Source organism: Sphingobacterium composti (assembly GCF_009829075.1).
GTDB classification, from domain to species: Bacteria; Bacteroidota; Bacteroidia; order Sphingobacteriales; family Sphingobacteriaceae; genus Sphingobacterium; species Sphingobacterium composti.
In genome coordinates, this window is sequence record NZ_WUQZ01000033.1 from 1 (window position 1) to 22,725 (window position 22,725).

The window sequence follows — 22,725 nt, forward strand, 5'->3', positions numbered from 1 at the left end:
CTACTATGAACCCTATTACTCGTCATGCCACAAATAGGGCATGTTGAGTGTTTTTGATAAGCGTACGTACTAATATAAAGCTCTCCTAGAGAGGTGTACGTTGTTTCAGCTTTTAACTGTAAATTGGGAGGAAGTACAAATTCTGGAATCATAGCTAAAAGTATAATATTAAATTACACATAATAATTTATATATTTGTTATTTAGATAAAATAAATTACAGTGGGAAAATCAGTCTTACAAATTAAGCGATCAGACGCAACAGAGATAAAGAAATTATTAAATACAAATGATGCTTATACCGTTGGTATAAGACTATACATGGTATATCTTGTTGCATTAGGTTATTCGAGCAGACGGTTGTCTGAACTACATAATATCAGCTTCAAGCAGATAACAAATTGGGTTCATAGATTTGAAAAAGAAGGTGTTGAAGGATTAAAAGATAAGAAAGGGCGTGGTAGACGGAGCAATTTATCAAACAAACAACTCGAAAGAATCAAAAGCTTGGTCATACACGAAAAACCTTCGGATTATGGATGTCAATCTGTAAAGTGGACAGGCCCACTTGTGGCTCAATGGATTGATAAAGAATATGGCTTAACCTATCAAAAGGCACAAGTTTATAACTTGCTCGAAAAGGTTGGAATTGTGTTTGAAAAGAAAAAAGGTTTAGTTCATAAAGTGTAATTAATTAACATACTTTCACCAAAATTGAAGAAGAGCCACTTTGCTGTGGAATGGTGGTGTAGTAAGGTCCGGAATATTCATTATTAATGATAAAGGCGAAATTCTTTCATTTTACCTTACTAAAGGCAATATTGACGACCGAAACCTAAATACCCATCAAGAAGCTGGCACTTTCATTCTTACCCAACCACATACCCAATACCTCTTTGTAGCCATCTCGATTCAAGCCTACGGCTAAATAGATGGTTTTGTTAACTACTTTAGAGTTTTCACGAACTTTAAAAACAATGCCATCCATCCAAACAATGAGATAAACACTGTCTAAAGGACGATTTTGCCAGGCTACAACATCTTCGGCTACGCGGTCGGTAATGCGTGAAATGGTCGCTTCGGAAACCTGAAAACCATAAACATCACGAAGCATATCTTCAATATCCATAACACTCATGCCTTTAGCATACAGCGAAACGATAACATTCTCTACCCCGTCTATAATATTCTTGCGCTTGGGAACTAAGATAGGGTTGAAACTGCCTTCACGGTCTCTTGGAACTTGAATCTCAATATCCCCTTGATCTCCTCTGACTTTCTTTGTCGTGTGACCGTTGCGTGAATTTTTCTCATCACTGCGAGTGTGTGTGCTATAGCCTAAATGACCATCTAATTCCCCCTCAAGCATCTGAGAGACTGCTCGTCCTTGTAATTCTCTAAAAAATTGTTGCAAGTCGGCACCGTCCTTAAAACTCCTTAAGAAATCTTTGTCGTTTAATAATGATTCTCTGTCGATCATAATAATAAAGTTATGTAAATAAAAATGTGGAATCCAATTATTCTTGAACCCCACATTTTATTAGTTACACACTTTATAAGACAGTGTCTTAATATGCTTGAATTAGTACTTCAGTAGGAATATGTTATTTATCTGTTAATTTACGAATCATTTCTAATGATAATTTTCTTTTCTTGTTCAAGATTTCACTTGCCCTACTTTTTAACCCAATAATTTCCGCTAAATCATTTTGAGAATAATTTAATTGCTCCATACGGAATTTTATAGCTTCAATAGGGTCAGGAAGTTCAATAGGGAAGTATTCCTTTTCATATTTTTCCAACAAAATTCCTAAGATTTCTAATTCATCACCCTCTTTAGTTCCCGGCTTAGCATCAAAAATTACCTCCAATCTTTCTAATGCCTCCCTATAATCTTGTTCTGTTTTGATAGGTTTTACATTCATATCTTTTAAATTTTGTTGGCGTCTATTTTATCATATTCATCGATGAAATTTTAATAATTGACACATTGCCAATAAGTGAATTATTCTAAGGTCTTTATTAAATAGTATTGAATATCAGTTAAATAGATTTGTTTTACACTTCTATAAGATTGGTATAATCGTATTTCTCATATTCCTCGTTATTTTTTTCTTCTTTTTTAAGCTCGGCTATTTCATTTTTTATTTGAATTCTGTACCAATACTCTGGATTTGTATGAGTGAACTTGCTAATTTTCAAAGCAACTTTAGCATTTAACTTTCTTTCCCCTATTAGATATTTGTGTAGATTGGAGTCTTGCATATCTAAATGTTTTGCAAACTCTTTTTTAGTAATATTTAAAGTTTTGAGATACATTTTAATGAAATCTAATAACTTAAAATTTTCTTCAATATTATTATCTGTTATATAATCTTCGATTTTATATTGAATTGACAATAACTTATTTCTCAGTATTCTTTCTCTAGATTGTAAATTAGATTGGGATTTAATGAAATCTTTAATTAAATTCTGTTTAGATTTATTAAAAATAGCTTCATATTTTATTTCTTTGGTATTTTTCATAGCCTATTTATCTAAATACTGTTTAATTAATTTTTCCCCATCTTCTGGAGAAATATACATTAAGGACGTATTCTGCAATCTTTGAGCCTTATATTTTGTAGAATATAAAGTCATTAATTTATTTTGATTTAAAGGGTTTTCTTCATAAACATCAAATGCCAACCATCCTTGGAAATCATCTTTTCCATGAATGAAACTTAGTCTACAAGCGTAAGCAATTAAACATCCTGCTACATAATCATACTTTTTATTAGAACTTTTGTTATGTGGAGCAATTTCTATATACGCCATATAAGGTTCAGTTTTCTCTCTCATTTCAAAAATTAAACATCCTTCAATTATATCTTTAGAATGTTTACCAATTATTACATATGTTTTAGCATTAGAACGTTTTGAATGCTTTTTAAAATTAAATCTCCACTCATTATGTATTGACGGTAATTCTCCATTAAATTTATCAGCTGAAATAATTTCAGCTTCTACCTCTTCTTGAAGTTCTTGATCATAAATTTTAATATTCATTAACGTCAATTGATACAATTAAATATACTAATAAAATATACAATATGTATATTTTTAATGTAAAATTATTTACATAGTTCCTATTTGCTTAACACAAAAATCCATTCATTTCTCTATTAAAAGCTAAAGGATCTTCAAGATTGGGAAGGTGTCCTGTATTGGGTATTTCTACAAATATAGATTCCTTAATGCTATTGCGCAATTCATCCATTAGGGATTTAGGCGTGATTTTGTCTTGTTCGCCGCGGATAATTAGGGTGGGAACGGTTATTTTAGCAAGTAGTTCTGTTGAATCCGTACGAGAGGCTAAAGCCAGTTGGGTAGCGCAGATATTGCGTACGGAATTACGACGAATGCTACTTTTGATTAATTCTACGACTTCTTCGTTTTCTTGGATAGTTTTCTTCGTAAAAAGGTTATCAATAAAAGCAATAGCAAAAGGTCTACGACCGTAGCGTAAAATCGCTTGTATGCTATCAAAACGCTTTTGCTTGCCTGCATTGTCATCAGCTCTGTGGTGTGTGTCCGAAAGAATTAATCCGACGATTTTGTCAGGGAACAGTTCGTAAGCACGCAAGGCAATATAGCCACCCATACTGACACCGCAGAGTACAACTTTATCCAAATTCAGTTTTTCGATAAACGCGTCCAAATCCTTTGCAAATACATCAATACTAAAAAATCCATGCCCAGCGGTACTCAATCCATGCCCACGTACGTCGATGGCAATACCCGTGATATTATCTTCGAGCGATTCGAGTTGATATTTCCAAGAGTTTTTATTGAAAGGGAAGCCATGAATGAAGATGATAACCTTTTCTTCGGGTTCTGTAGCTTTCTTAATATAGTATGAAATGTTTATGTCGTGAACCTGAGCTTTCCCAGATCGAATAATGCGCTCTGCCATGTGAAAATTATTAAAAAATTATTTCTTTATGTATCAGTAATATACCAAAAAATGTGCTTCTAAAGTAGAAAAAAAGTAAGAAAAAGTTTGAAATAAATAAAAATCTCCTCATATTTGCATCACCGAAACGGAACGACATACAGTCAAGAAGTTGAAGGTAAAAGCATTCCTAGCTCAATTGGATAGAGCGTCTGACTACGGATCAGAAGGTTAGGGGTTCGACTCCCTTGGAGTGCACAAAAAAGCATCTAGTAATCTAGATGCTTTTTATGTTTTATGACCTTGGGTGATACTGCGTGATAATAGATTGCAGGTAATCTTTGTCTATATGCGTATAGATTTCAGTGGTCGTGATGCTCTCGTGCCCAAGCATATCTTGCACAGCACGTAAATCGGCACCGCCTTCCACTAAATGTGAGGCAAAACTATGACGAAACGTATGTGGACTAATCTTCTTCTTTAATCCAATTTTAGCTGCCAAATCTTTTATAATAATAAAAACCATCACGCGTGATAAAGATGCGCCGCGACGATTTAAAAACACATAATCTTCACTCCCTGTTTTGATAGGTAGGAGAGGTCGTGCTTCTTCCAAATATATTTTAAGATATTTTCGGGCTTGGTGTCCAATAGGGATTAAGCGCTCTTTATTTCCCTTACCTTCAATTTTGATGAATTCGACTTCAAGATGCAAATTAGAAATCTTTAAATTAATTAATTCACTAACACGAAGACCACAGCCATACAAAACTTCTAGCATGGCTTTATTGCGTGTGCCTTCAGCTTGCGAAAGATCAATGGCATTTATTAGATTGTCAATTTCTGCTACATCTAGCACGTCGGGAATTTTTCTTTCTAAACGCGGAGTTTCAATTAATGATGCTGGATTTTGTTCCAAATTGTATTCCAATTGCAAAAAGTTAAAAAATGATTTTAATCCAGATATAATGCGTGCTTGTGAATATGGAGAAATATTAAATTCATTGATCCATATTAAGAAACGCTGAAAATCTTTTATAGTGAATTTATCTAATGGGATAGCATTATCTTCACAATAGACTTTTAATTTGGTAACATCATTTATGTAGGCAAGTGACGAATTTTTGGATAAATTGCGCTCAAATGATAAAAATTTCTTGAAATCTTTCAGTATACTATCCCAATTCATCTAAAAACTCTTAAAAATTGTAAAATTTACGACCTGTTGTTTTTCTTGTCAATTATTAATATTTAATTTGTATAATATTAAACCCTTTAAAATTAATGAAATTTTTAAAACCTCTAGCAGTAGCATTTTTATTACCAGCTACATTTAGCTCGTTGCAAGCTAAATCTAATTTTAATGCAACACTGTCTTCGGAAGTAAGAGCAATATTAAGTCAAGATACGCTAGCGTGGACGAGTCCTTTGCCTTTTGATAAAGATGTGAAGGTAGGTAAATTAAAGAATGGATTTACGTACTATATTCGCAAAAATACAGAGCCAGAGAAGCGTGTAACTATGTATTTGGGTATTAAAGTTGGTTCTATTCTTGAAAAAGAAGAAGAAAGAGGACTTGCTCACTTTTTAGAGCACATGAACTTTAATGGTTTAAAACATTTCCCTAAGAATGAATTGATCGATTATTTGCAAAAGGCAGGTGTTCGTTTTGGTTCTGATTTGAATGCTTATACTAGTTTCAACGAAACTGTATATCAATTGCCAATTCCTTCGGATGATCCAGAACTTTTGAAAAATGGTCTTCAAGTAATGCGTGATTGGGCGCAAGATGCTTTATTACAATCAGACGAGATTGACAAAGAGCGTGGTATTATTATGGAAGAAATGCGTGGTGGACGTGGTGCTATGCAACGTATGCAAGAGCAAATGTTGCCAGTATTATTGAATGGTTCCCTATATTCTAATCGTTTGCCAATCGGTACCGAAAAAGTTGTAATGGGCTTTGATCATAAATTAATCCGTGATTTTAAGGATCGTTGGTACAGACCTGACTTGCAGTCAATAATTATTGTGGGAGATATCGATCCACTACAAATGGAAAAGGAAGTGATTCGATTATTTTCGGATATGAAATCTCCTAAAAAACCTGTGGAGCGTAAAGAGTTTGGTGTTGAGTTACTAAATAAAAACCAATTCAAAGTAATCACTGATCCAGAAATGCCACAAACCGTGGTACGTATCATGATGAAACACCCTAAATCTGAGGTAAAAACTGTACAAGATTATCGTACTTCGTTGATCAAAGGTGTTTTCAACCAAGTGATTAACGCACGCTTAAGTGAAATTTCTCAAAAACCAGAATCACCATTCTTACAAGCAGGTGTAGGTGTTGACGGTGTGCTAGATTTATTTGATGCACTGACATTATTTACTGTTCCAAAACCAAATCAGATAGAATCTAGTATTCAAACTATCTACAGAGAATTAAAACGCTTTGAACAATTCGGTATCACAGAGAGCGAATTTCAACGTGCGATTGCTATGTACAGTAAAAGTAATGAAACAGCTTACCAAGAACGTGATAAAGTTAAATCCGATAATTATGTAAATACGTATTTAGGTCATTTCTTAAGAGAAGAACCTGCAATGAGTATTGAAGATGATTACAATTTAACAAAACAATTACTACCTACTTTGACTTTGAAGGAAGTAGAGGCAATTGGAAATCAATACTACGCAGAGACCAACCGTGATATCATCATCATGGGACCTGAAAAGGATAAGGACAAAATGCCTAATGAAGTTGCCGTTAACAATTGGTTAGCGACAGTCGACAAGGAAACATTAACTGCCTATGAGGATCAAGTTTCTGTTTTACCGTTATTAGCCGTAGAGCCGGTTAAAGGTTCAATAGTATCAAATAAAGCAATCGACGCAATTGGAAGTAAAGAATTTACATTAAGTAATGGTGTTAAAGTTGTATTAAAACCTACTACATTTAAAAATGACCAGATTTTAATCTCTGCATTTAGCGAGGGAGGTCATTCAATTTATGAAGATAAAGATTACTTTAATGCCTCAAATGCAGCAGGTATTGTGAATTCTTCGGGTGTAGGACAGTTAAATGCAATTGAGATTCGTAAATATTTATCGGGTAAAAATGTAAGCATTACACCGTATATTAATGAGCGTTTTGAAGGGATCTCTGGTAGTTCAGACAAAGAAGGTTTGAAGACCGCATTTGAATTAATTCATGGCTACTTCACAAGCCCACGACTTGATGAGGATATTTTCCAAGGTGTGATAGCAAGAACTGTAGCTTCTATGGAGAATAGAGATAGTGATCCATCATTCGTTTATAGATCAGCTATTAATAAAGCATTATATGGTGATAATATCCGTAGAAATAGCGCTTCTCCTGAACAAATTAAGTCGATCGATAAAGATAGAACATTAGAAATTTTCAAAGAGAGATTTGCGGATGCTTCAGGATTTACATTTACTATCGTAGGTTCATTTAGTGAAGAAGAAATTAAGCCCTATTTAGAACAATATTTAGCGTCTTTACCATCTTCAAATCAAAAAGAAGAGGCGAGAGATTTAAAAATCTTACCACCAGCGAAGGGTTTGGAAGTTGTTGTTAAAAAAGGGAAAGAGGAAAAAGCTCAAGTAAGTATGGCATTCATGGGTGATTATACCTACAATGATGATGAAAACATCAATATGGATGCTTTAGAATCGGTTCTTACAATCAAATTGCTTGAGCGTTTGCGTGAAGACGAAAGTGGAGTATATGGTACAGGTGCTTCGGCTTCTTATTCAAAATTCCCTACTGCACGATATACGTTCAACATTGGTTTTGGAACAAGTATGGATAAGTACCAATCTTTGATTAATTCAGCTTTGGATGAAATCAATAAGATAAAGAAAAATGGTCCTACACAAGTCGATTTAGATAAATTCATTATTGAAAAAACTCGTCAATATGAATTGGATCTAAAGGAAAACAACTATTGGTTAGGTGAAATCTCAGGTGCTTATCGCTTGAAGGAAGATCCAACTGCTACATTGAAATATCTTGATCAATTGAAAAAAGTAAACGTTTCTTCTGTCAAAGCTGTTGCAGAGAAATATTTGAAAGAAGATAAATTATTCAAATTTATCCTTCTTCCAGAAGAGACTAAATAGTCAAACTTCACCATACCAAAAAGGTTCGTAATTTATAAATTACGAACCTTTTTTATGTAATGATGATCTTGGAAAACGTTTTAATTCTTCTCGATATCTTTCAAACTTGACATCTTCTTATATTCCAAAAATCCTTTGATATCTTCAAAATGTTCTCGAACGCGTTTGTTGCCAAATTCGAAAACTTTAGTCACTAATCCATCTAAGAAATCCCTGTCATGCGAAACCAAAATCAATGTGCCATCAAAATCTTGTAACGCATCTTTAATGATATCTTTAGTTTTCATGTCCAAATGGTTAGTTGGCTCATCCAGAATAAGTACGTTAACAGGTTCCAGAAGTAATTTGATCATCGCAAGACGAGTTTTTTCTCCACCTGATAGGACTTTTACTTTCTTATTCATATCATCGCCGCTAAACATAAAAGCACCAAGTAGGTCTTTGATTTTAACTCTTACATCTCCTACAGCTATCTGGTCGATAGTATCAAATACGCTTAGTTCACCGTCTAGTAAAGCTGCTTGATTCTGAGCAAAGTAACCTATTTTAGCATTGTGACCAACCTTCAATGTGCCCTCAAAGTCTATTTCTCCCATGATAGCTTTAATCATAGTCGATTTACCTTCGCCATTTTTACCCACAAATGCTAATTTTTGACCACGCTCTATAACCATATTTGCCTTTTCAAATACGACATGATCTCCATATGATTTGGACAAGTCTTCAACGATCACAGGGTAATTCCCCGAACGTGGAGAAGGAGGGAACTTCAAGCGTAATGCAGAGTTATCTACTTCATCCACCTCAATGATTTCTAACTTTTCCAACATCTTCACACGCGATTGCACTTGAAGTGTTTTTGAGTAAGTTCCTTTAAATCGATCAATGAATTCTTGATTGTCTGCAATAAATTTTTGCTGCTCTTCGTAAGCTTTTAATTGGTGTAATCGACGCTCTTTGCGCAATTCTAAATAGTGTGAGTATTTTGCTTTGTAGTCATATATACGTCCCATAGTCACTTCTATAGTACGATTTGTAATGTTATCGACAAATGCACGGTCGTGGGAAATGACGATTACAGCTTTTGCAGAATTTACTAAAAATTCCTCCAGCCATTGAATACTTTCGATATCCATATGATTTGTAGGCTCATCCAATAAAATCAGATCAGGCTTCTTAAGAAGTATTTTTGCAAGTTCTATGCGCATGCGCCAACCGCCTGAAAACTCAGAAGTCTGACGAGTGAAATCAGTGCGCTCAAAGCCTAATCCTTTTAATACCTTTTCGACTTCCGCATCGTAGTTTGTTTCTTCAATTGAATAGTATTTCTCACTAAGTTCGGATACCCGCTCAATCAATTTCATGTATTCGTCTGATTCGTAGTCCGTGCGAATATTTAATTGTTCATTTATTTGATCGAGCTCATCACGCATTTTATATACTTCCTCAAATGCTTTAGAAGCTTCTTCAAAGACGGTAACATTGTCTTCCGTGAGTAAATGCTGTGGTAAGTAGGCAATTACAGCTTCTTTGGGGCCAGAGACGCCACCTGTAGTAGGCTTTCCAACGCCCGCTATAATTTTGAGTAAGGTGGATTTTCCAGCTCCATTTTTACCCATTAAGGCTATTTTATCATTTTCATTGATAGAAAATGACACATCACTAAATAAAGTTGTCCCACCAAATGTTACAGAGACATTATTTACATCAATCACGATTATTCTTTTTTATATAAGTTGCAAAGATAAGATTTAATACAATATATATATTGTAATATAAGTGAAGGAAGAGTCTTAATTTATTAAAAATTTGAATATAATTAACTAATAGGTTTAAAAGGAAATTGAGTGATTTTTAGCTAACAATTTTAACATTGGGCAAGTTAATATTGATGTTATAAAATTCTATTTTTTCTTGCAGTAATTTCAAATATATTGACATAAACTCTTTTTTTTCGCCCATACCATCACTGATAAACTCAATACAAGGCTTGATGTTCGCGAGTTCGACTATTTGCTGTTCTTTCTTGGTAAGTCTAATAGGTTTGTTAATGGGATTATTGGAGTTGTCCATGGCTGATTTAGCTATCTTACATAAATACTGTTTTCCTTGTAACACATCCTTGATAGCCTCAATCATTTCAGAGTTTTTAGCTCCTTTAACAATATATCCATTTGCGCCGTATTTCAATAATTGTGCTATGTGATCGTAATCTTCGAAAGAAGAAATGCCAATGATCTTAATATTTGAATGATTAGCTTTAAGGTACTTGCATATTTCAAAACCATTCAAATCTGGCAAATTAATATCTAATAGTGCTATATCAACCTCATCTAATATTTTGGATGACAATAAAGAACTGCCAGAATTATATGTTTCGACGACATCGATTCCATCTTGACCTTGTAGGCCTAATTTAAGATTAAACACCACAATAGGGTGATCTTCAATTATAATGACGCGTTTCATCAGTAGATGCTTTTATTAAGAGTTTTCAATATTACAATAAAATATTTATACAATCAATATTCAAAATTTATGTTTAATGATTAAATGCTAAAATTTATACTAATTTTATTTGAAATTATAAAAGTAGCTTACTTTTCTTTGGTTTTGGCTTTAACAATAACTTCATCGATACATTCTCCTGTACGGTCATAAAGTGACAGTTTAAGTTGTTTTTTACTAGCATTTAAAATTAAAGCTCCAACAGTATTAGCTCCCTCAGTCCAGCGTGATTTAATTAGATCCATATTGTAAAGGAGTTCACCCATATTTTGTCCTCGTTCATTGTCGGCGGATGGAGTTTGAATATATACTGTACCAGTATTGCCATCTGTTTCTTTATCAGCATACAATGCATTTGTACGCACGTAAATATGATTATTACCGCTTATAGCTAAATCTACTTTTACTTCATCAAATAAATCTTTCCATCTCGTGTATTGAGAACTGCGACCATCCTTACCCATGAACCATTGGTAGTGAGACAATACAATTGTATATTTTGAAGGGTTATTATTTATAACTTTTCTCAACCATTGTTGTGCTTTGTCAAGTTCTTGTTCACTCTTCATAGCCTCATTATTTAGCATGATAAATAATGTATTTCCATATACAAAGTAATAAGATACACCTTCTTGGCCTTCATAACCATTTATTGGATTGTTGTTAACATTGTGAAAGAAAGCATTATTCGTTGCGTGTTTTCTCGTCATGTCATCATGATTTCCATTCACCCCAGCCCACACATATTTACTAAAAGTAGAATCCGCATATAATGTTGGCCAAAAAGAATAGCTACCTCCCCAAGCAGACAAATCACCTACATGAAGCATCATATCAAGTGGTTTCTGCGTTTGTTTTTCAAGCTGCTGAAGCATTGCCATACCTGCCTTTTGTCTATTGGGAATTGGAGCGTAAACATGTATATCAGAAATTATTCCCATTGACCATTTATCAGATTGGGGAGCAGTTTTAAAATGTCGAATTATCTGATCGTTCTCTGACATATTTCCCGAAATGAGTTTATATTGGTATGTTGTATGTGGCTTTAAACCTTTTATGGAAACAGTATTACGTATAAATCTAGCATTTTCATAAAAATCTTCACCATTAGGCCTTTTTGAATATATGCTATCAAAAACAGAACATATTTCTTGATTTGCTTCGATTGTTTTGGATTTTTTCCATTTTTTATCCTTTAACTCCGTGTAAGTAGTGTAAGATTTTTCATTACTTAAATCTTGGTGCCAATTTAGTCGTATCTCATTTGAAGCCCTTTCGCCTGGATTTGCAATTACGGTGTAAATTTTAGTTTGTGCAAAAGCTGTTTGAACTGCAATAAGAAACAGTATTAAGGCTAATTGAAAATTTTTCATTTGATTAGGTAAACATTGGAAGTAAATGTAATAATTTACCTTTAATCTACTATCATTAAGTAATAATTGTTACTTCTAATAAAAGCTAAAAAAGGTGTAAAAATAAAGCTAATTGGTAATAAGAGATGTTTTTTTTCGCAAATACTTGACGAAGCGTATTAACAGCTTTTGAGCGTGCAAAATAAACAGTACTCGCTGTTGTCTGTAGTTCTTCACAAACTTCAGCCGTTGTTTTGCCTTCTAAAATAGTGAGACGAAATATTTCAGCTTGTTGTTTAGGTAATTTTTCCAACGCTTCGCCTAGAAGTGTAATTAGTTCGGTATGAATTATTTTTGTTAAAATGTCTGGCTCTGTGTTGGGCAGGAGAAGTGCTTCTTCCATTTGATGATGAGCATAACGTTCCCTAACTTTTTTGCCTTGATCCAAACAACTGTTACGAACTACGACGTATAAATAGCTTTTCAATTCTTCGACGCTAAAGAATTGCGTGCGATGCTGCCATAACTTAACAAATGATTCAGAAATAATCTCAGGAATAGAATCTTTGTCACGTACAAGTTTATAGGCGAAAAAATGAAGATTATGACTATACAAATCCATAAAATAGGATAGTGCAGATTCGCTTCCTAATCTAAGATTAGTCAATTGATCTTCTGTCATTATCATGGGTAGAATTTATATTTGGTTATAAGTAAATATAGTGTTATTCAAATGTTTACGCAAATAAAATATACTATTTCGTATGTGTTTTATTCTGGTAATTGAGGTTATAATAGATAAACAGGGGGATATTATATACCCCTGTTTATACGTATTTCTTTAATCTTTATTGCACTTTAAAAGCCCAAAACCAAGCGGTTCCCCAAGCTCCAGTTCCTGGTGGCGCATAGGAAAGCATCATCTCACTTCCGTTTAGCACCATTATATCATATTCGTACACGGGTATCCCACCTTCATCCGGAGACTTACCACAAAGAACTGTCACACCTTTTGTTGTTAGTTTACCTTTTGCCCAAACTGACCCATCATCAAGAAGTACTTGTTTATCCATTTCAAACTTGTATGATCCCTTCTCGATCGTTCCGTTAGATTTTACTTTGTGTAGTTCTGCATTTTTTAGGTGAAATATCATTTTGGCTCCTACGCCTTCATTAGCGGCTTGACCATTTATATCTGTTTCTTTCAGTGTCCACCATGCTGGTGCTACATTACCTTTATATCCACCATTTCCCCACACTGCAGGTTTATCGGTGTCCCAAACCCAAGTTTTTTCGGATCCACCTGTAAGATATCCCCATTCCAACGGCACTTCAAATGTGAGTTCATCTATGTCTACGGTTAAGGTTTTAGTAATAATTGTACCATCTGCATTTCGACCAGTGAATAATATTTCACTTTGTCCAGTAGCCACCATTAAAACTGTGTCGGTCATTTTTTGTGTAACACCTATACCGAAATTCCATGACGATAGGACAGGGCTATTGTTTACCAAAACGACTTTATTACTCTTTTTACCATTTACAACGAGTGGCGTAGCACTGATATTGAGCTCATCAGCAGTGATAGCAGAGCCTATGTTCATACGGTCTTCTAAAGGATCACATGCCAGTACAAATAGCGCTAGTAAACTATAGAGAAAATATATTTTATGATTTTTCATGATTTCAAAATTTAAATTTACCATCCAGTATATTCATGAGCCGCTTCGCCCCATCCTTTATTTTGCTTCAATACACCATTTGATAGTGCAATTTGTGAAGTCGGAATAGCCCAGAATCCACCCGTTGCTTCGTATCTTGCTCTATATCCCCCGCCAAAACCTCTCATTTGTGTATCCACATTTTTATTTTTGATAGCGACACCCTCTTGGCTTGCCAATGCATCTGCAGCATCATGCCAACGCATTAAATCAAAATAACGCAATCCTTCAAAAGAAAGCTCCCAACGTCTTTCACGCTTTAGCGCCGCTAAGGAGTAATTAATCCCACTTAATCCAGCACGTGCGCGTACACGATTAAGGTTTGTCGCAGTTTCACTTAGCTCCGCATGCATCAATAAAACATCAGCAAAACGAATCAAAACCAAATCTTGTGTATGAGCAAGTTGATAATCAGCTTGAGCACCATCTGCTAGAATAGCGTAGGAAGGGATAAGTGCACCATTGTCGTAAGCGGTAATTGCGATATATTTTTTCTGCCAAAATCCAGTTTCTTCCATTTGACTATCTGCACCATAGATGTAACCTGCCAAATCGGTGTCTGCATTGATAATCGATCCCTCACGACGTATATCCGTTGGCTCAGCAGAGCGCCAATCATTCCAAAGTTTGCTGTTTACAGGACCAGCTCCCCAGCCTTGTCCAAATGGAAAGGTGTTCGCTTGACCATTATTAGATCGAAGCCCCGAATGTAGATTCAACTGATTAGTATAACCTAATATATACGTATCTCCCCAATCCGCCAATGTGCCAAATTTTACAGCAAAAACCGTTTCTTTGTGACCTTCACCTGCATACTGCAAGTTATTCGTTGTAGCATAAGGATAGTCTGGTTTTGTAAATTTATTAGCATATGGCCAAAGATTACGGAAGTCATCAATAAGTCCATGACCGCTTTTAGTAATACAGTCATCTAACCACTGTATCACTTGAGCCTTACTTATAGTTCCTCCATCTGACAGTGGTAGATCTGACTTTTTGTAATAACCTGTGTAAAATAAAAACACACGCGCCATTAATGCTTGTGCAGCCCATTTGGTAGCGTGACCTGATACTACAGTATTGTATTGGGCACTTGGCATAATTTCAATAGCAGTTTTAAGGTCTTGTGCAATCACAGCGTAAGTTTCTTCAGCAGGTGATTTGGGTACGTTGGATACAGTAGATGATGTTACTAAAGGCACTTCACCAAACATTTGGGATAGTTCGAAATAATAAAGCGCGCGCAGGAAGTGTACTTCACCCAATGTTTGATTAAATTCCCCTTCTGTAGCCCATCCTGTTACTTGATTTAGGGTCTCCAATGCTGTGTTTGCACGAAAAATACCTTGATAACGTGCCGTCCAAAAGGAAAGAAAACGATCGGGTTGTGTATTCATCAGGTGATCTAATCCTTGCATATCACGATCATTCTCTCCACCGCCACCAAATCTATCATCCGAGGCGAGTTCTGCCATATAGAAATGGGAGTGTTGTACATTTGTTACTGCAGCATTCAAGCTATTGTATATGCCGGTGAGCATGACTTGTGCGTCAGCTACTGTTACGGGAAAATTACCTGTATTCTTTTTATCAAAACTTTCTGTATCTAAGAAGTTATCACAAGAGCTTAGGCTTCCTGCTAATAACATAAGTATAAATGCTTTTTTCATCTCTCTTTAAAATTTAAGGTTAAGACCAAACATCACTGTACGTGGTTGTGGGTAGAATCCCAAGTCAATTCCTGACACCCAGGATCTATCATACCCATACCCAATTTCAGGATCCATACCACTATAGTTTGTGAAAGTAACTAGGTTTTGTACTGTAGCATAGAATCTTGCTTGGCTAAATGGCGCATTGGCCCATAAGCGTTTGAAATTGTAACCCAATGTGATATTTTGGATTTTTACAAAATCACCATCTTCGATATAGATGTCAGAAATATTTAAAGTGTTTGGGTGTGCACCATTCGTCAATCTAGGGTAGCGATTACTTGTACCTTCTCCGTGCCAACGTTGAAAAATCTCTGTAGTATAATTTTGTAATGGACTATCTGCAAATGACCTATATGATTTCGCTATTTGATGCCCAAAAGAACCAATGGCAGACAGATTCAAATCAAATCCTTTGTAGTTGACATTGAAATTCATACCGCCACTAAAATCTGGATGAGGCTTTCCAATGATGGTTTTGTCCGAATCTGTAATTTGTCCGTCTCCATTGTAGTCTACAAAGATCACATCTCCAGGTTGTGTCGTAGGTAATACGCCATGCCCTTTTGAACGTAGCTCATTGATTTGTTGTTGATTTTGGAAGATGCCAGCAGTCTGAAACCCGTAAAAATAACCTATTGGGAAATCTACTTGAGCACGGTACATTTCTTTAGTAGACTGACTTAGTACATCTGGAGCTCCATGGATAATTCCCTCTGTATTGGCTATCCGTAATACCTTATTTTTATTAAAGGCCCCATTAATTCCTATACCATAACTAAATTCGCCAGCAGTATCATTCCAATTTAAACCGAACTCAATACCTTTATTTTCCACATCACCACCATTGATAAACGGTGCACTTGTTCCGAAAATAGCAAGCACGGGAGCTTGTACTAACCAATCTTTAGTGGTTTTCTTGTACCAATCAAAAACAAAATTTAATTTGTTGTTTACGAATCGTGCGTCAAATCCGATATTGATTTGTTCTGATGTTTCCCATTTTATATCTGGGTTAGGCAATATGTCTGGATATGCGCCACGATTTAGTGATGTTTTATTGTCACCGAAATAATAGCCATTCTTAGGGTCAATAGCTATAGTTGCTAAGAATTGGAAAGGGTTGATGCTGGCATTACCATTCTGCCCCCAAGAAGCTCGTAATTTGAAGAAATCAATTGTTGTATTATCTTGAAGGAATGACTCATTGGAAAGAATCCATCCTGCTGAAGCTGATGGGAAATACCCCCAACGGTTGCCTCTTGCAAAATTGGAAGACCCATCTGCACGCAATGTAAAGGAAGCCATATATGTTTCTTTAATATCGTAGTTTGCACGACCAAAGAAAGAGGATAGCCTTCCGGTAGGCCACTGCATACCACCTACAGCTGGAATAAAGTTTTCATAACCTTGTCCATTGCCCACAAAAGCCTTATCCCATTGCCCTGGGAAAGAAGAGTTAGCAGTTGTAACATTTAAACCTTCGCCCAGACCTCCTTTTTCTATTGATTGACCAATGACCACATCAAGTTGATGTTCGTTGATGGGTTGAAAACCATAACTCAACGTATTTTCTAATACCCAGTTATATCCCAAACTCTGACTTTGTGAAATATCATCTATTGGATTTGTCAAGGTAGTGGATAGTTGATAGGTCGGCGTATATTGACGATACGAAGAAGCACTCATACGGTAGCCAAAATTTGTACGCCATTTTAATCCTGCAATAGGCTGTACTTCTAAATAAGCATTTGCCGAAAGGCTGTGACTTTTGGAAAGATTCTGTCCACGTCTAAAATACATTTCAGCTGCAGGATTTGCTGTTGCTCCATCCAATGTCCATCCATCGGCTACTTTGTCTAGTTGATCATAAAGATTACCTTCGCTATCGTATATTGGGAGAAGCGGATTGCCCACCAACATATTATGCACATCATTCCAATATATATTTCCAATACCTATACCAGAGCGATTGCTGTAAGCATAGTTTACGTTTTCACCAAATTTGATTATATCAAAGCTGTCATTACTATATAAGATGTGTTCTGAATTAATGCGTGCTGTGTGACGTTGAAAATCTGGTTCTACAGGAACGCCCATTATTCCATCGCGATTGGACAAGGAGTATCCCATGGAATATTTAGATTGATCATTTCCCCCTAGTATATTAAGTGATGTGTTCTGCAAGAGCGCGTTTTTATTCGTGATTTCTTTTAACCAGTTCGTGCCATTCCAAGTACCATCTTCAATTTGTTGATATTGCTTTGGAATTAGCGTAGCCCAATCGTATGGAGCAGCACCTTCATTAAATCGGCGTTCATCTTGTATAGTCATATATTCTTTGGCTGTCAATAGGGAAGGCAGCTTATATGCATTTTGAAATCCTACATAATTATCCAAATGAACCTGTGTACGACCAGATTTACCTTGTTTGGTCGTGACAAGTACCACACCATTGGCTGCACGGGAGCCATAAATTGCCGCGGAAGCGGCATCTTTGAGAATGTCAATACTTTCGATGTCCGAAGGATTTAGCATATCAATACTTCCGCCAGGAATACCATCAATGACATAAAGAGGTGAAGAATTCCCAATAGTTCCTAATCCACGGATAGTTACTTTAAAACTCTCTCCGGGCATACCTGACATTTGTGTAATCTGAACACCTGGGGCCTGACTCTGCAAACTTTCAAGAATATTTGGTGTGCTAAGCTTGGTAAGGTCTTCACCTTTGACTTGAATACTCGAACCTGTAACTAATTTCTTTTTCAATATACCATAACCTACCACTACCACTTCTTCCATACTATCGTTTGATTGTGTCAAGGTAACTTGTACTGTAGTTTGATTGGTTATAATTATTTCAGCGTTTTCAAAACCTATATAGCGTACTTGTAGTCGCGCGGGTGTGCTAGCCACTTCAATACTAAAGTTTCCTTGAATATCTGAAGTTACTCCAGCTGTAGTACCAACAATTACGATGGTCGCGCCCGAAATCGGGTTGCCTTGTTGGTCTATCACTTTTCCCTGCAATGTACGTGATTGTTGAATTGCATTGTTATTTTTAAGGGTAGAAGAAGGATTCTTTGCTGTAGCTCTTTTTAAAATAAGTGTTCCATCGACCATTTCCCAGTTGATTGATTTTGGAGTTAACAGTTTATCTAGTGCTTTATTTAGTGGTGTATTCACTATTTCTGCACTTATAGTAGTGTTCGAAATATCTTTTCCATTTAGCAAAAATGGAATGCCATGTTGGCTTTGGATGGATTGCATCACTTTAACAAGTGGCGTGTTTTTCGCTCTAATTGTGATATTTTGTGCATATCCATGGAAAGCTGATACCTGAAGGTAGCCTAGTATAGTGAACATTATGGTCATCTTAACAGGCAGCATCCAAGTCGATAAAGATTCCTTGAAACCTTTATTCTTAAATTTCTGAGTAATAAGTGTCATCATGTTGGGTTCTCAATTTTGGTTTATTTTGTTTAGTTTTTTGGCAGATCTATTCTCTGCTCTTTTTATCGACAGTGATTTTTAAGTCCTACTGCCGACAATAGTTTGTATTCATCGATCGTATCATAATAGGTTAATTAATTACATATAGGTGGTGTTGTGAACCTTTCTTCTTAATTTGAAATTTTACCCCACTTTTTTCCAGTAAAAGCAAGACATCACTTAAGTTTTTATTTCGCGCTATTTCTCCATAGAAATACATTTCATCTCGGCTTATCTGATCATGGATTTCAATATCATACCATCGACCAATGTTGCCTAATACTTCAGCGAGTTCTGTCTCATGGAAGCGAAATTTATTTTTGGTCCATGCGACAAAAGCTGATGCATCGACAATTTGTTTTTGAATTTTACCTGAGGATGCAGTCGCTTGTTCATTTGGTTTTAAGTGAACTTTCATTAGTGCGTTACTAACTGTTATTCCACCTTCGACAAGTGTACTTACTGTTGATTTTTCATCTGCGTAAGCACGAATATTAAATTGCGTACCAGTCACAGATACTTGCTGTTGCGTAGTGTGCACAATAAAAGGAATTCTTTTGCCTGCTTTACTGCTTTTTTCTATTTCAAAATATCCCTCACCAGAAAGTGTTACTTCGCGAGAATTTTTAGCAAATACAATTGGGTAGGTGAGTGTCGTCATTGCATTCAGCACTACACGGCTTCCATCAGCCAATATAACACGGTAAGTGCTACCTTTAGGTACATGAATTGTCGCGTTGAGATTGCTGAGTTCATTTGCATCAAGGCTCGTAACTGATGTTCCATCGGTGTAACTTATACCTCCATCAAGCAATATTCCTTGTTGATCATTTTTTAGCTCTAATTTCTCACCATTTGATAAAGTTAATGTAGGTTTATTATCGGCGGGAGCCAAATCCAACTGATTACTTGATAAATTACTTTCGGTATAAGTTCGTTGATATACTAACCATAATCCTACAAATAGGCATATAGCCGCTGCGGTGCTAGCAATAAAAAGTATAGTTCTTTTAGGAAAATGTTTTGATGGCAGTTTACTTTCGTTATTAGGCTCGAGTAAGTTTTGTTGTATGCGCTTGAAGGTTTGGTATTTGATATCTTTTAGCACCTCCTTATCCATAAGCTTTCGGGACGCTAACCAGTCCTCATATTCAAGTATAAGCGTATCACCTTGAAACAGTTGATCCACATACTCCTTAAGGTTAGGGTCATGCGCTAGATATTCTTCTAGCATTTTCTGTTCAGCCGGAAGAATAGATCCATCGATGTATTTTTTTAGCAATACTGCTAATTCGGAAGATGTCAACATGTTGCTTATAATGGTTATACAGTATAAACGAAATTTTTTAAATAACCTTAGCAAAAAAATATTATTTTCTTATTCAACTATGTAGGCATAACTATTTAGCGCTGTAAGTTATTATTTTGAAGGTAGGGGAATATTGTGCTGAGAGGTAATAAATAGACTTTTTGCGAATAATTATTATTTAAGAAGTTAGGAATTGCTGAAAAGTACTTATTTGCTAACATGCCTAAAAACAGTAGCTAAAGACTTAAATAATTTTCTGATATTAATTTAGCTCTATTCTAGGATCTATCGGAGTTAAGTTTGGAATTGATAGTAAAACTACAAAACCTGTAACTATCTGTGTTACAGGTTTTGTAGTTGTTTTGTGAACCCACTGGTACAGAACTCGAACTCTTTTTTGGAAGATTTAAGGCGATTAAATCAACTTAAAGACAGTCCGTACCAATCTGATATATTCGTGGAAAAGGTAAATCAACCTAAACCTAAACAGCTTCAAATTTCGACAAAGGTAAACAAATTGAAAAGATGACAATGCGTTTTCATCGAAAATTTCCATGCTTTCTGCAAAAAAAAACTTACCCTACTTCGACCTGTCTCATGAAAGAAACCCATTGTTAAGGACAATATTTGTGCATAGATAGTGATAGTGTTCAATTTTAAAACCTTAGCCATGAGACATCCTTTGAACAATATTGTGGCTGAAATACAAAAGCAAGAAAGAAAGCTGTCAGCCGAAACATCCAGTTTCATTGACGAGGCATATAAGATGACGGTTTACCTCCAAGAGTTATTATGTAGTGTCAAAGATGACGTGATAAAAGAGGGCTTTTCCAGTAAGGATGAGGAAATCCATTTTTTCAAACAGGTAAAGCCGAACATCCTCGGAAAACTTATCTATTACAATAAGGTGTACCGGATTGAGACGGCTTGCCCCGTGGATAACGGAAACCTGCACCAAAACTATTTCGCTCTGCAACTGCGTGACTTAAAACAGGAATACCAAGAGCATATCTGCAATTCCGAATTTTACAGGTATTACCGTTCCGGCAGAACCGACCGTGACGGGCATTATTTCACGTTGGGAAACATCAATTATTATGACGGGCTGAACAGCTTTGTATTTGAAATCGACCCCAAATTTTCAACCTACTTTGATTATAAGGTGGCGAAAATCATAGCTAACGAATTAATCTATAACTATCTGACCACAAAGCTAAGCCCCGAACAAAACCCCGATGTACTGCTACAACAAGAGGAAACAAAAGACTTCTTTTGGACACAGACCAAAAATGCCCTTATCGAATTGATTTATGCACTCTACGCCTGCGATGCCATTTCGCACGGGAAAATAGGCATCCGCAAAATCAGCATGGTTTTCCAAATCCTGTTCCGTATATCACTGAACGACATCCATAACAGCTTCCACCGGATGAAAACCCGTGCAGGCTCACGGACGTTGTTTTTAGACCAACTCAAATACAGCTTAGAGGAATATATGGACAGGGAAGACAACCTATAATTTTTGTCTTCTCTTTCCATCAAAAAGGACAGCATCAATCGGTGCTGTCCTTTTTTTGCCCGTTTGCCTATATGTGTCTATCGGCAAATCCATTGATTTGGATGCCTACCGATTGACCAAAAGTGCGAAAAACCCCTAAAAACAGCACTTTGCATGAATTGTAAAAAAATGAAAAAAGTGCCTTTTTGATAGACACGTATCGGAAGACAGCCTGCGCCAATCGCTCCAATTTTGTGGTGTTAGAAATCATTAAAAGTATTTGTTATGAACATCGACAGAATGGAATTTATCGCATGGATGGAACGTATAATGGAGCGTTTCGATATTTTAAAAGAGTACGTCCTAAACATCAAGAAAGAACGGCACAGTATAGACGGCGAGGAATTACTGGACAACCAAGACCTGCTCCTCATGCTGAAAATCAGCCACCGTTCCCTGCAACGATACCGCTCCACGGGCAAGCTACCGTATTACACCATCAGCGGAAAACTCTACTACAAACTATCGGATGTACACCAGTTCATTAGGGAGAGTTTCAAAACCCCCATACGGCGTACAAAAGAAAACCGATGACAAACCCTACCACGAAAAGACGGGTACGGCTATGCCGTACCTGCTTCGCCTACTTTCGGACAATGTAAACTTTAAAAAATCAATATCATGAGCGAACAGACAAATGAAAATCTACAACAATATCCCGAACAGCTTTCGGATGTGCTGTTGGTGATGGACAAGGAAAAAAAGAAAATCCAAGCCGTTACGGGTGTTGACGAAAACGGCAATCTGAAAACCGTTGATGCCACCAAGAAAAACCAAAGCCAATTTATGCGAGTGGACAGAGCCGGAGATTTGTTTACAAATTTCTTCTCCAACTTTTGGCGACAGCTTAAAGACCCGACCCTGGAATTGCAACTAAAAAGTGGAGACAATTTTAAGCTGCCATTCTTCGATTTTGATTTAAGTATTTTTCCATTTGATTAGGCGTTAAATCACCTATAGCGGAATGTATTCTTTTATTATTATAAAA

At 36.0% G+C, this 22,725-nt stretch carries 19 protein-coding genes and 1 tRNA gene; 6 read left to right on the plus strand and 14 right to left on the minus strand.

Features of this window, described 5'->3' with window-relative positions:
* Window positions 1-221 precede the first annotated feature (221 nt).
* Complete coding sequence (locus tag GOQ17_RS15080; RefSeq protein ID WP_159638769.1) at window positions 222-689, plus strand: helix-turn-helix domain-containing protein; 468 nt, start codon at window positions 222-224, stop codon at window positions 687-689.
* A 145-nt stretch (window positions 690-834) separates the two neighbouring features.
* On the opposite strand, the gene GOQ17_RS15085 is transcribed toward GOQ17_RS15080, so the two are convergent.
* The 5 genes from GOQ17_RS15085 to GOQ17_RS15105 all read right to left on the minus strand — a co-directional run bounded on the left by GOQ17_RS15085 (window position 835) and on the right by GOQ17_RS15105 (window position 3,954).
* Window positions 835-1,479 carry an IS256 family transposase gene (locus tag GOQ17_RS15085; protein ID WP_159638771.1) on the minus strand — a complete coding sequence of 215 codons (645 nt, stop codon included), beginning with the start codon at window positions 1,477-1,479 and terminating at the stop codon, window positions 835-837.
* Between the two features lie 124 nt (window positions 1,480-1,603).
* Window positions 1,604-1,924, minus strand: coding sequence for a helix-turn-helix domain-containing protein (locus tag GOQ17_RS15090; RefSeq protein ID WP_159638773.1), 321 nt, complete (start codon window positions 1,922-1,924; stop codon window positions 1,604-1,606).
* A gap of 133 nt (window positions 1,925-2,057) precedes the next feature.
* Window positions 2,058-2,525 (minus strand): helix-turn-helix transcriptional regulator, encoded by a 468-nt coding sequence (locus GOQ17_RS15095; RefSeq protein WP_159638775.1) that lies wholly within the window; start codon window positions 2,523-2,525, stop codon window positions 2,058-2,060.
* A 3-nt stretch (window positions 2,526-2,528) separates the two neighbouring features.
* On the minus strand, window positions 2,529-3,047 hold the full coding sequence (locus tag GOQ17_RS15100) for a hypothetical protein (RefSeq protein WP_159638777.1): 519 nt from the start codon (window positions 3,045-3,047) through the stop codon (window positions 2,529-2,531).
* A gap of 88 nt (window positions 3,048-3,135) precedes the next feature.
* Window positions 3,136-3,954 (minus strand): alpha/beta fold hydrolase, encoded by an 819-nt coding sequence (locus tag GOQ17_RS15105; RefSeq protein ID WP_159638779.1) that lies wholly within the window; start codon window positions 3,952-3,954, stop codon window positions 3,136-3,138.
* Window positions 3,955-4,117: 163 nt separating this feature from the next.
* Here GOQ17_RS15105 and GOQ17_RS15110 point away from each other — a divergent pair.
* Window positions 4,118-4,191 (plus strand) — tRNA-Arg (locus GOQ17_RS15110).
* A gap of 37 nt (window positions 4,192-4,228) precedes the next feature.
* Here GOQ17_RS15110 and xerD read toward each other — a convergent pair.
* A complete protein-coding gene (gene xerD, locus GOQ17_RS15115; RefSeq protein WP_159638781.1) occupies window positions 4,229-5,122 on the minus strand; it encodes a site-specific tyrosine recombinase XerD in 894 nt (297 codons plus the stop codon).
* A 95-nt stretch (window positions 5,123-5,217) separates the two neighbouring features.
* Between xerD and GOQ17_RS15120 the strand changes: the two genes are divergently transcribed.
* On the plus strand, window positions 5,218-8,082 hold the full coding sequence (locus tag GOQ17_RS15120) for a M16 family metallopeptidase (RefSeq protein WP_159638783.1): 2,865 nt from the start codon (window positions 5,218-5,220) through the stop codon (window positions 8,080-8,082).
* A gap of 80 nt (window positions 8,083-8,162) precedes the next feature.
* Here the strand turns inward: GOQ17_RS15120 and GOQ17_RS15125 are convergent, their stop codons facing one another.
* From GOQ17_RS15125 to GOQ17_RS15160, 8 genes are all read right to left on the minus strand, one after another.
* Window positions 8,163-9,797 carry an ABC-F family ATP-binding cassette domain-containing protein gene (locus tag GOQ17_RS15125; RefSeq protein WP_159638784.1) on the minus strand — a complete coding sequence of 545 codons (1,635 nt, stop codon included), beginning with the start codon at window positions 9,795-9,797 and terminating at the stop codon, window positions 8,163-8,165.
* Window positions 9,798-9,936: 139 nt separating this feature from the next.
* Window positions 9,937-10,551: a response regulator gene (locus GOQ17_RS15130; protein ID WP_159638785.1), complete on the minus strand. Its 615-nt coding sequence runs from the start codon at window positions 10,549-10,551 to the stop codon at window positions 9,937-9,939.
* A 128-nt stretch (window positions 10,552-10,679) separates the two neighbouring features.
* A complete protein-coding gene (locus tag GOQ17_RS15135) occupies window positions 10,680-11,963 on the minus strand; it encodes a metallophosphoesterase family protein (protein WP_159638786.1) in 1,284 nt (427 codons plus the stop codon).
* Between the two features lie 85 nt (window positions 11,964-12,048).
* Window positions 12,049-12,630, minus strand: a complete 582-nt coding sequence (locus GOQ17_RS15140; protein ID WP_159638787.1) for an RNA polymerase sigma factor — start codon at window positions 12,628-12,630, stop codon at window positions 12,049-12,051.
* Between the two features lie 160 nt (window positions 12,631-12,790).
* Window positions 12,791-13,624 (minus strand): hypothetical protein, encoded by an 834-nt coding sequence (locus tag GOQ17_RS15145; protein WP_159638788.1) that lies wholly within the window; start codon window positions 13,622-13,624, stop codon window positions 12,791-12,793.
* A 17-nt stretch (window positions 13,625-13,641) separates the two neighbouring features.
* Window positions 13,642-15,333 (minus strand): RagB/SusD family nutrient uptake outer membrane protein, encoded by a 1,692-nt coding sequence (locus GOQ17_RS15150; RefSeq protein WP_201288642.1) that lies wholly within the window; start codon window positions 15,331-15,333, stop codon window positions 13,642-13,644.
* Window positions 15,334-15,339: 6 nt separating this feature from the next.
* A complete protein-coding gene (locus GOQ17_RS15155) occupies window positions 15,340-18,831 on the minus strand; it encodes a TonB-dependent receptor (RefSeq protein WP_236537167.1) in 3,492 nt (1,163 codons plus the stop codon).
* A gap of 130 nt (window positions 18,832-18,961) precedes the next feature.
* Window positions 18,962-20,179 carry a FecR family protein gene (locus GOQ17_RS15160; RefSeq protein ID WP_159638789.1) on the minus strand — a complete coding sequence of 406 codons (1,218 nt, stop codon included), beginning with the start codon at window positions 20,177-20,179 and terminating at the stop codon, window positions 18,962-18,964.
* 670 nt (window positions 20,180-20,849) lie between these two features.
* Between GOQ17_RS15160 and GOQ17_RS15165 the strand changes: the two genes are divergently transcribed.
* From GOQ17_RS15165 to GOQ17_RS15175, 3 genes are all read left to right on the plus strand, one after another.
* A complete protein-coding gene (locus GOQ17_RS15165; RefSeq protein ID WP_159638790.1) occupies window positions 20,850-21,698 on the plus strand; it encodes an RteC domain-containing protein in 849 nt (282 codons plus the stop codon).
* A gap of 411 nt (window positions 21,699-22,109) precedes the next feature.
* Entirely contained in the window at window positions 22,110-22,271 is a 162-nt protein-coding gene (locus GOQ17_RS16660; protein ID WP_236537168.1) for a helix-turn-helix domain-containing protein, read from the plus strand.
* An 87-nt stretch (window positions 22,272-22,358) separates the two neighbouring features.
* Window positions 22,359-22,679 (plus strand): hypothetical protein, encoded by a 321-nt coding sequence (locus tag GOQ17_RS15175; RefSeq protein ID WP_431194440.1) that lies wholly within the window; start codon window positions 22,359-22,361, stop codon window positions 22,677-22,679.
* The last annotated feature ends 46 nt before the right edge of the window (window positions 22,680-22,725 follow it).

Bases quoted from the DNA above. Each gene is read 5' to 3' on its own strand.
- GOQ17_RS16660 (WP_236537168.1), top strand. From the start codon at position 22,110: ATGCTGAAAATCAGCCACCGTTCCCTGCAACGATACCGCTCCACGGGC.
- GOQ17_RS15120 (WP_159638783.1), top strand. From the start codon at position 5,218: ATGAAATTTTTAAAACCTCTAGCAGTAGCATTTTTATTACCAGCTACA.
- GOQ17_RS15155 (WP_236537167.1), bottom strand. From the start codon at position 18,831: ATGATGACACTTATTACTCAGAAATTTAAGAATAAAGGTTTCAAGGAA.
- GOQ17_RS15140 (WP_159638787.1), bottom strand. From the start codon at position 12,630: ATGATAATGACAGAAGATCAATTGACTAATCTTAGATTAGGAAGCGAA.
- GOQ17_RS15160 (WP_159638789.1), bottom strand. From the start codon at position 20,179: ATGTTGACATCTTCCGAATTAGCAGTATTGCTAAAAAAATACATCGAT.
- GOQ17_RS15165 (WP_159638790.1), top strand. From the start codon at position 20,850: ATGAGACATCCTTTGAACAATATTGTGGCTGAAATACAAAAGCAAGAA.
- GOQ17_RS15085 (WP_159638771.1), bottom strand. From the start codon at position 1,479: ATGATCGACAGAGAATCATTATTAAACGACAAAGATTTCTTAAGGAGT.
- GOQ17_RS15150 (WP_201288642.1), bottom strand. From the start codon at position 15,333: ATGAAAAAAGCATTTATACTTATGTTATTAGCAGGAAGCCTAAGCTCT.
- GOQ17_RS15095 (WP_159638775.1), bottom strand. From the start codon at position 2,525: ATGAAAAATACCAAAGAAATAAAATATGAAGCTATTTTTAATAAATCT.
- GOQ17_RS15135 (WP_159638786.1), bottom strand. From the start codon at position 11,963: ATGAAAAATTTTCAATTAGCCTTAATACTGTTTCTTATTGCAGTTCAA.
- GOQ17_RS15105 (WP_159638779.1), bottom strand. From the start codon at position 3,954: ATGGCAGAGCGCATTATTCGATCTGGGAAAGCTCAGGTTCACGACATA.
- GOQ17_RS15100 (WP_159638777.1), bottom strand. From the start codon at position 3,047: ATGAATATTAAAATTTATGATCAAGAACTTCAAGAAGAGGTAGAAGCT.
- GOQ17_RS15090 (WP_159638773.1), bottom strand. From the start codon at position 1,924: ATGAATGTAAAACCTATCAAAACAGAACAAGATTATAGGGAGGCATTA.
- GOQ17_RS15130 (WP_159638785.1), bottom strand. From the start codon at position 10,551: ATGAAACGCGTCATTATAATTGAAGATCACCCTATTGTGGTGTTTAAT.
- GOQ17_RS15175 (WP_431194440.1), top strand. From the start codon at position 22,359: ATGAGCGAACAGACAAATGAAAATCTACAACAATATCCCGAACAGCTT.
- xerD (WP_159638781.1), bottom strand. From the start codon at position 5,122: ATGAATTGGGATAGTATACTGAAAGATTTCAAGAAATTTTTATCATTT.
- GOQ17_RS15145 (WP_159638788.1), bottom strand. From the start codon at position 13,624: ATGAAAAATCATAAAATATATTTTCTCTATAGTTTACTAGCGCTATTT.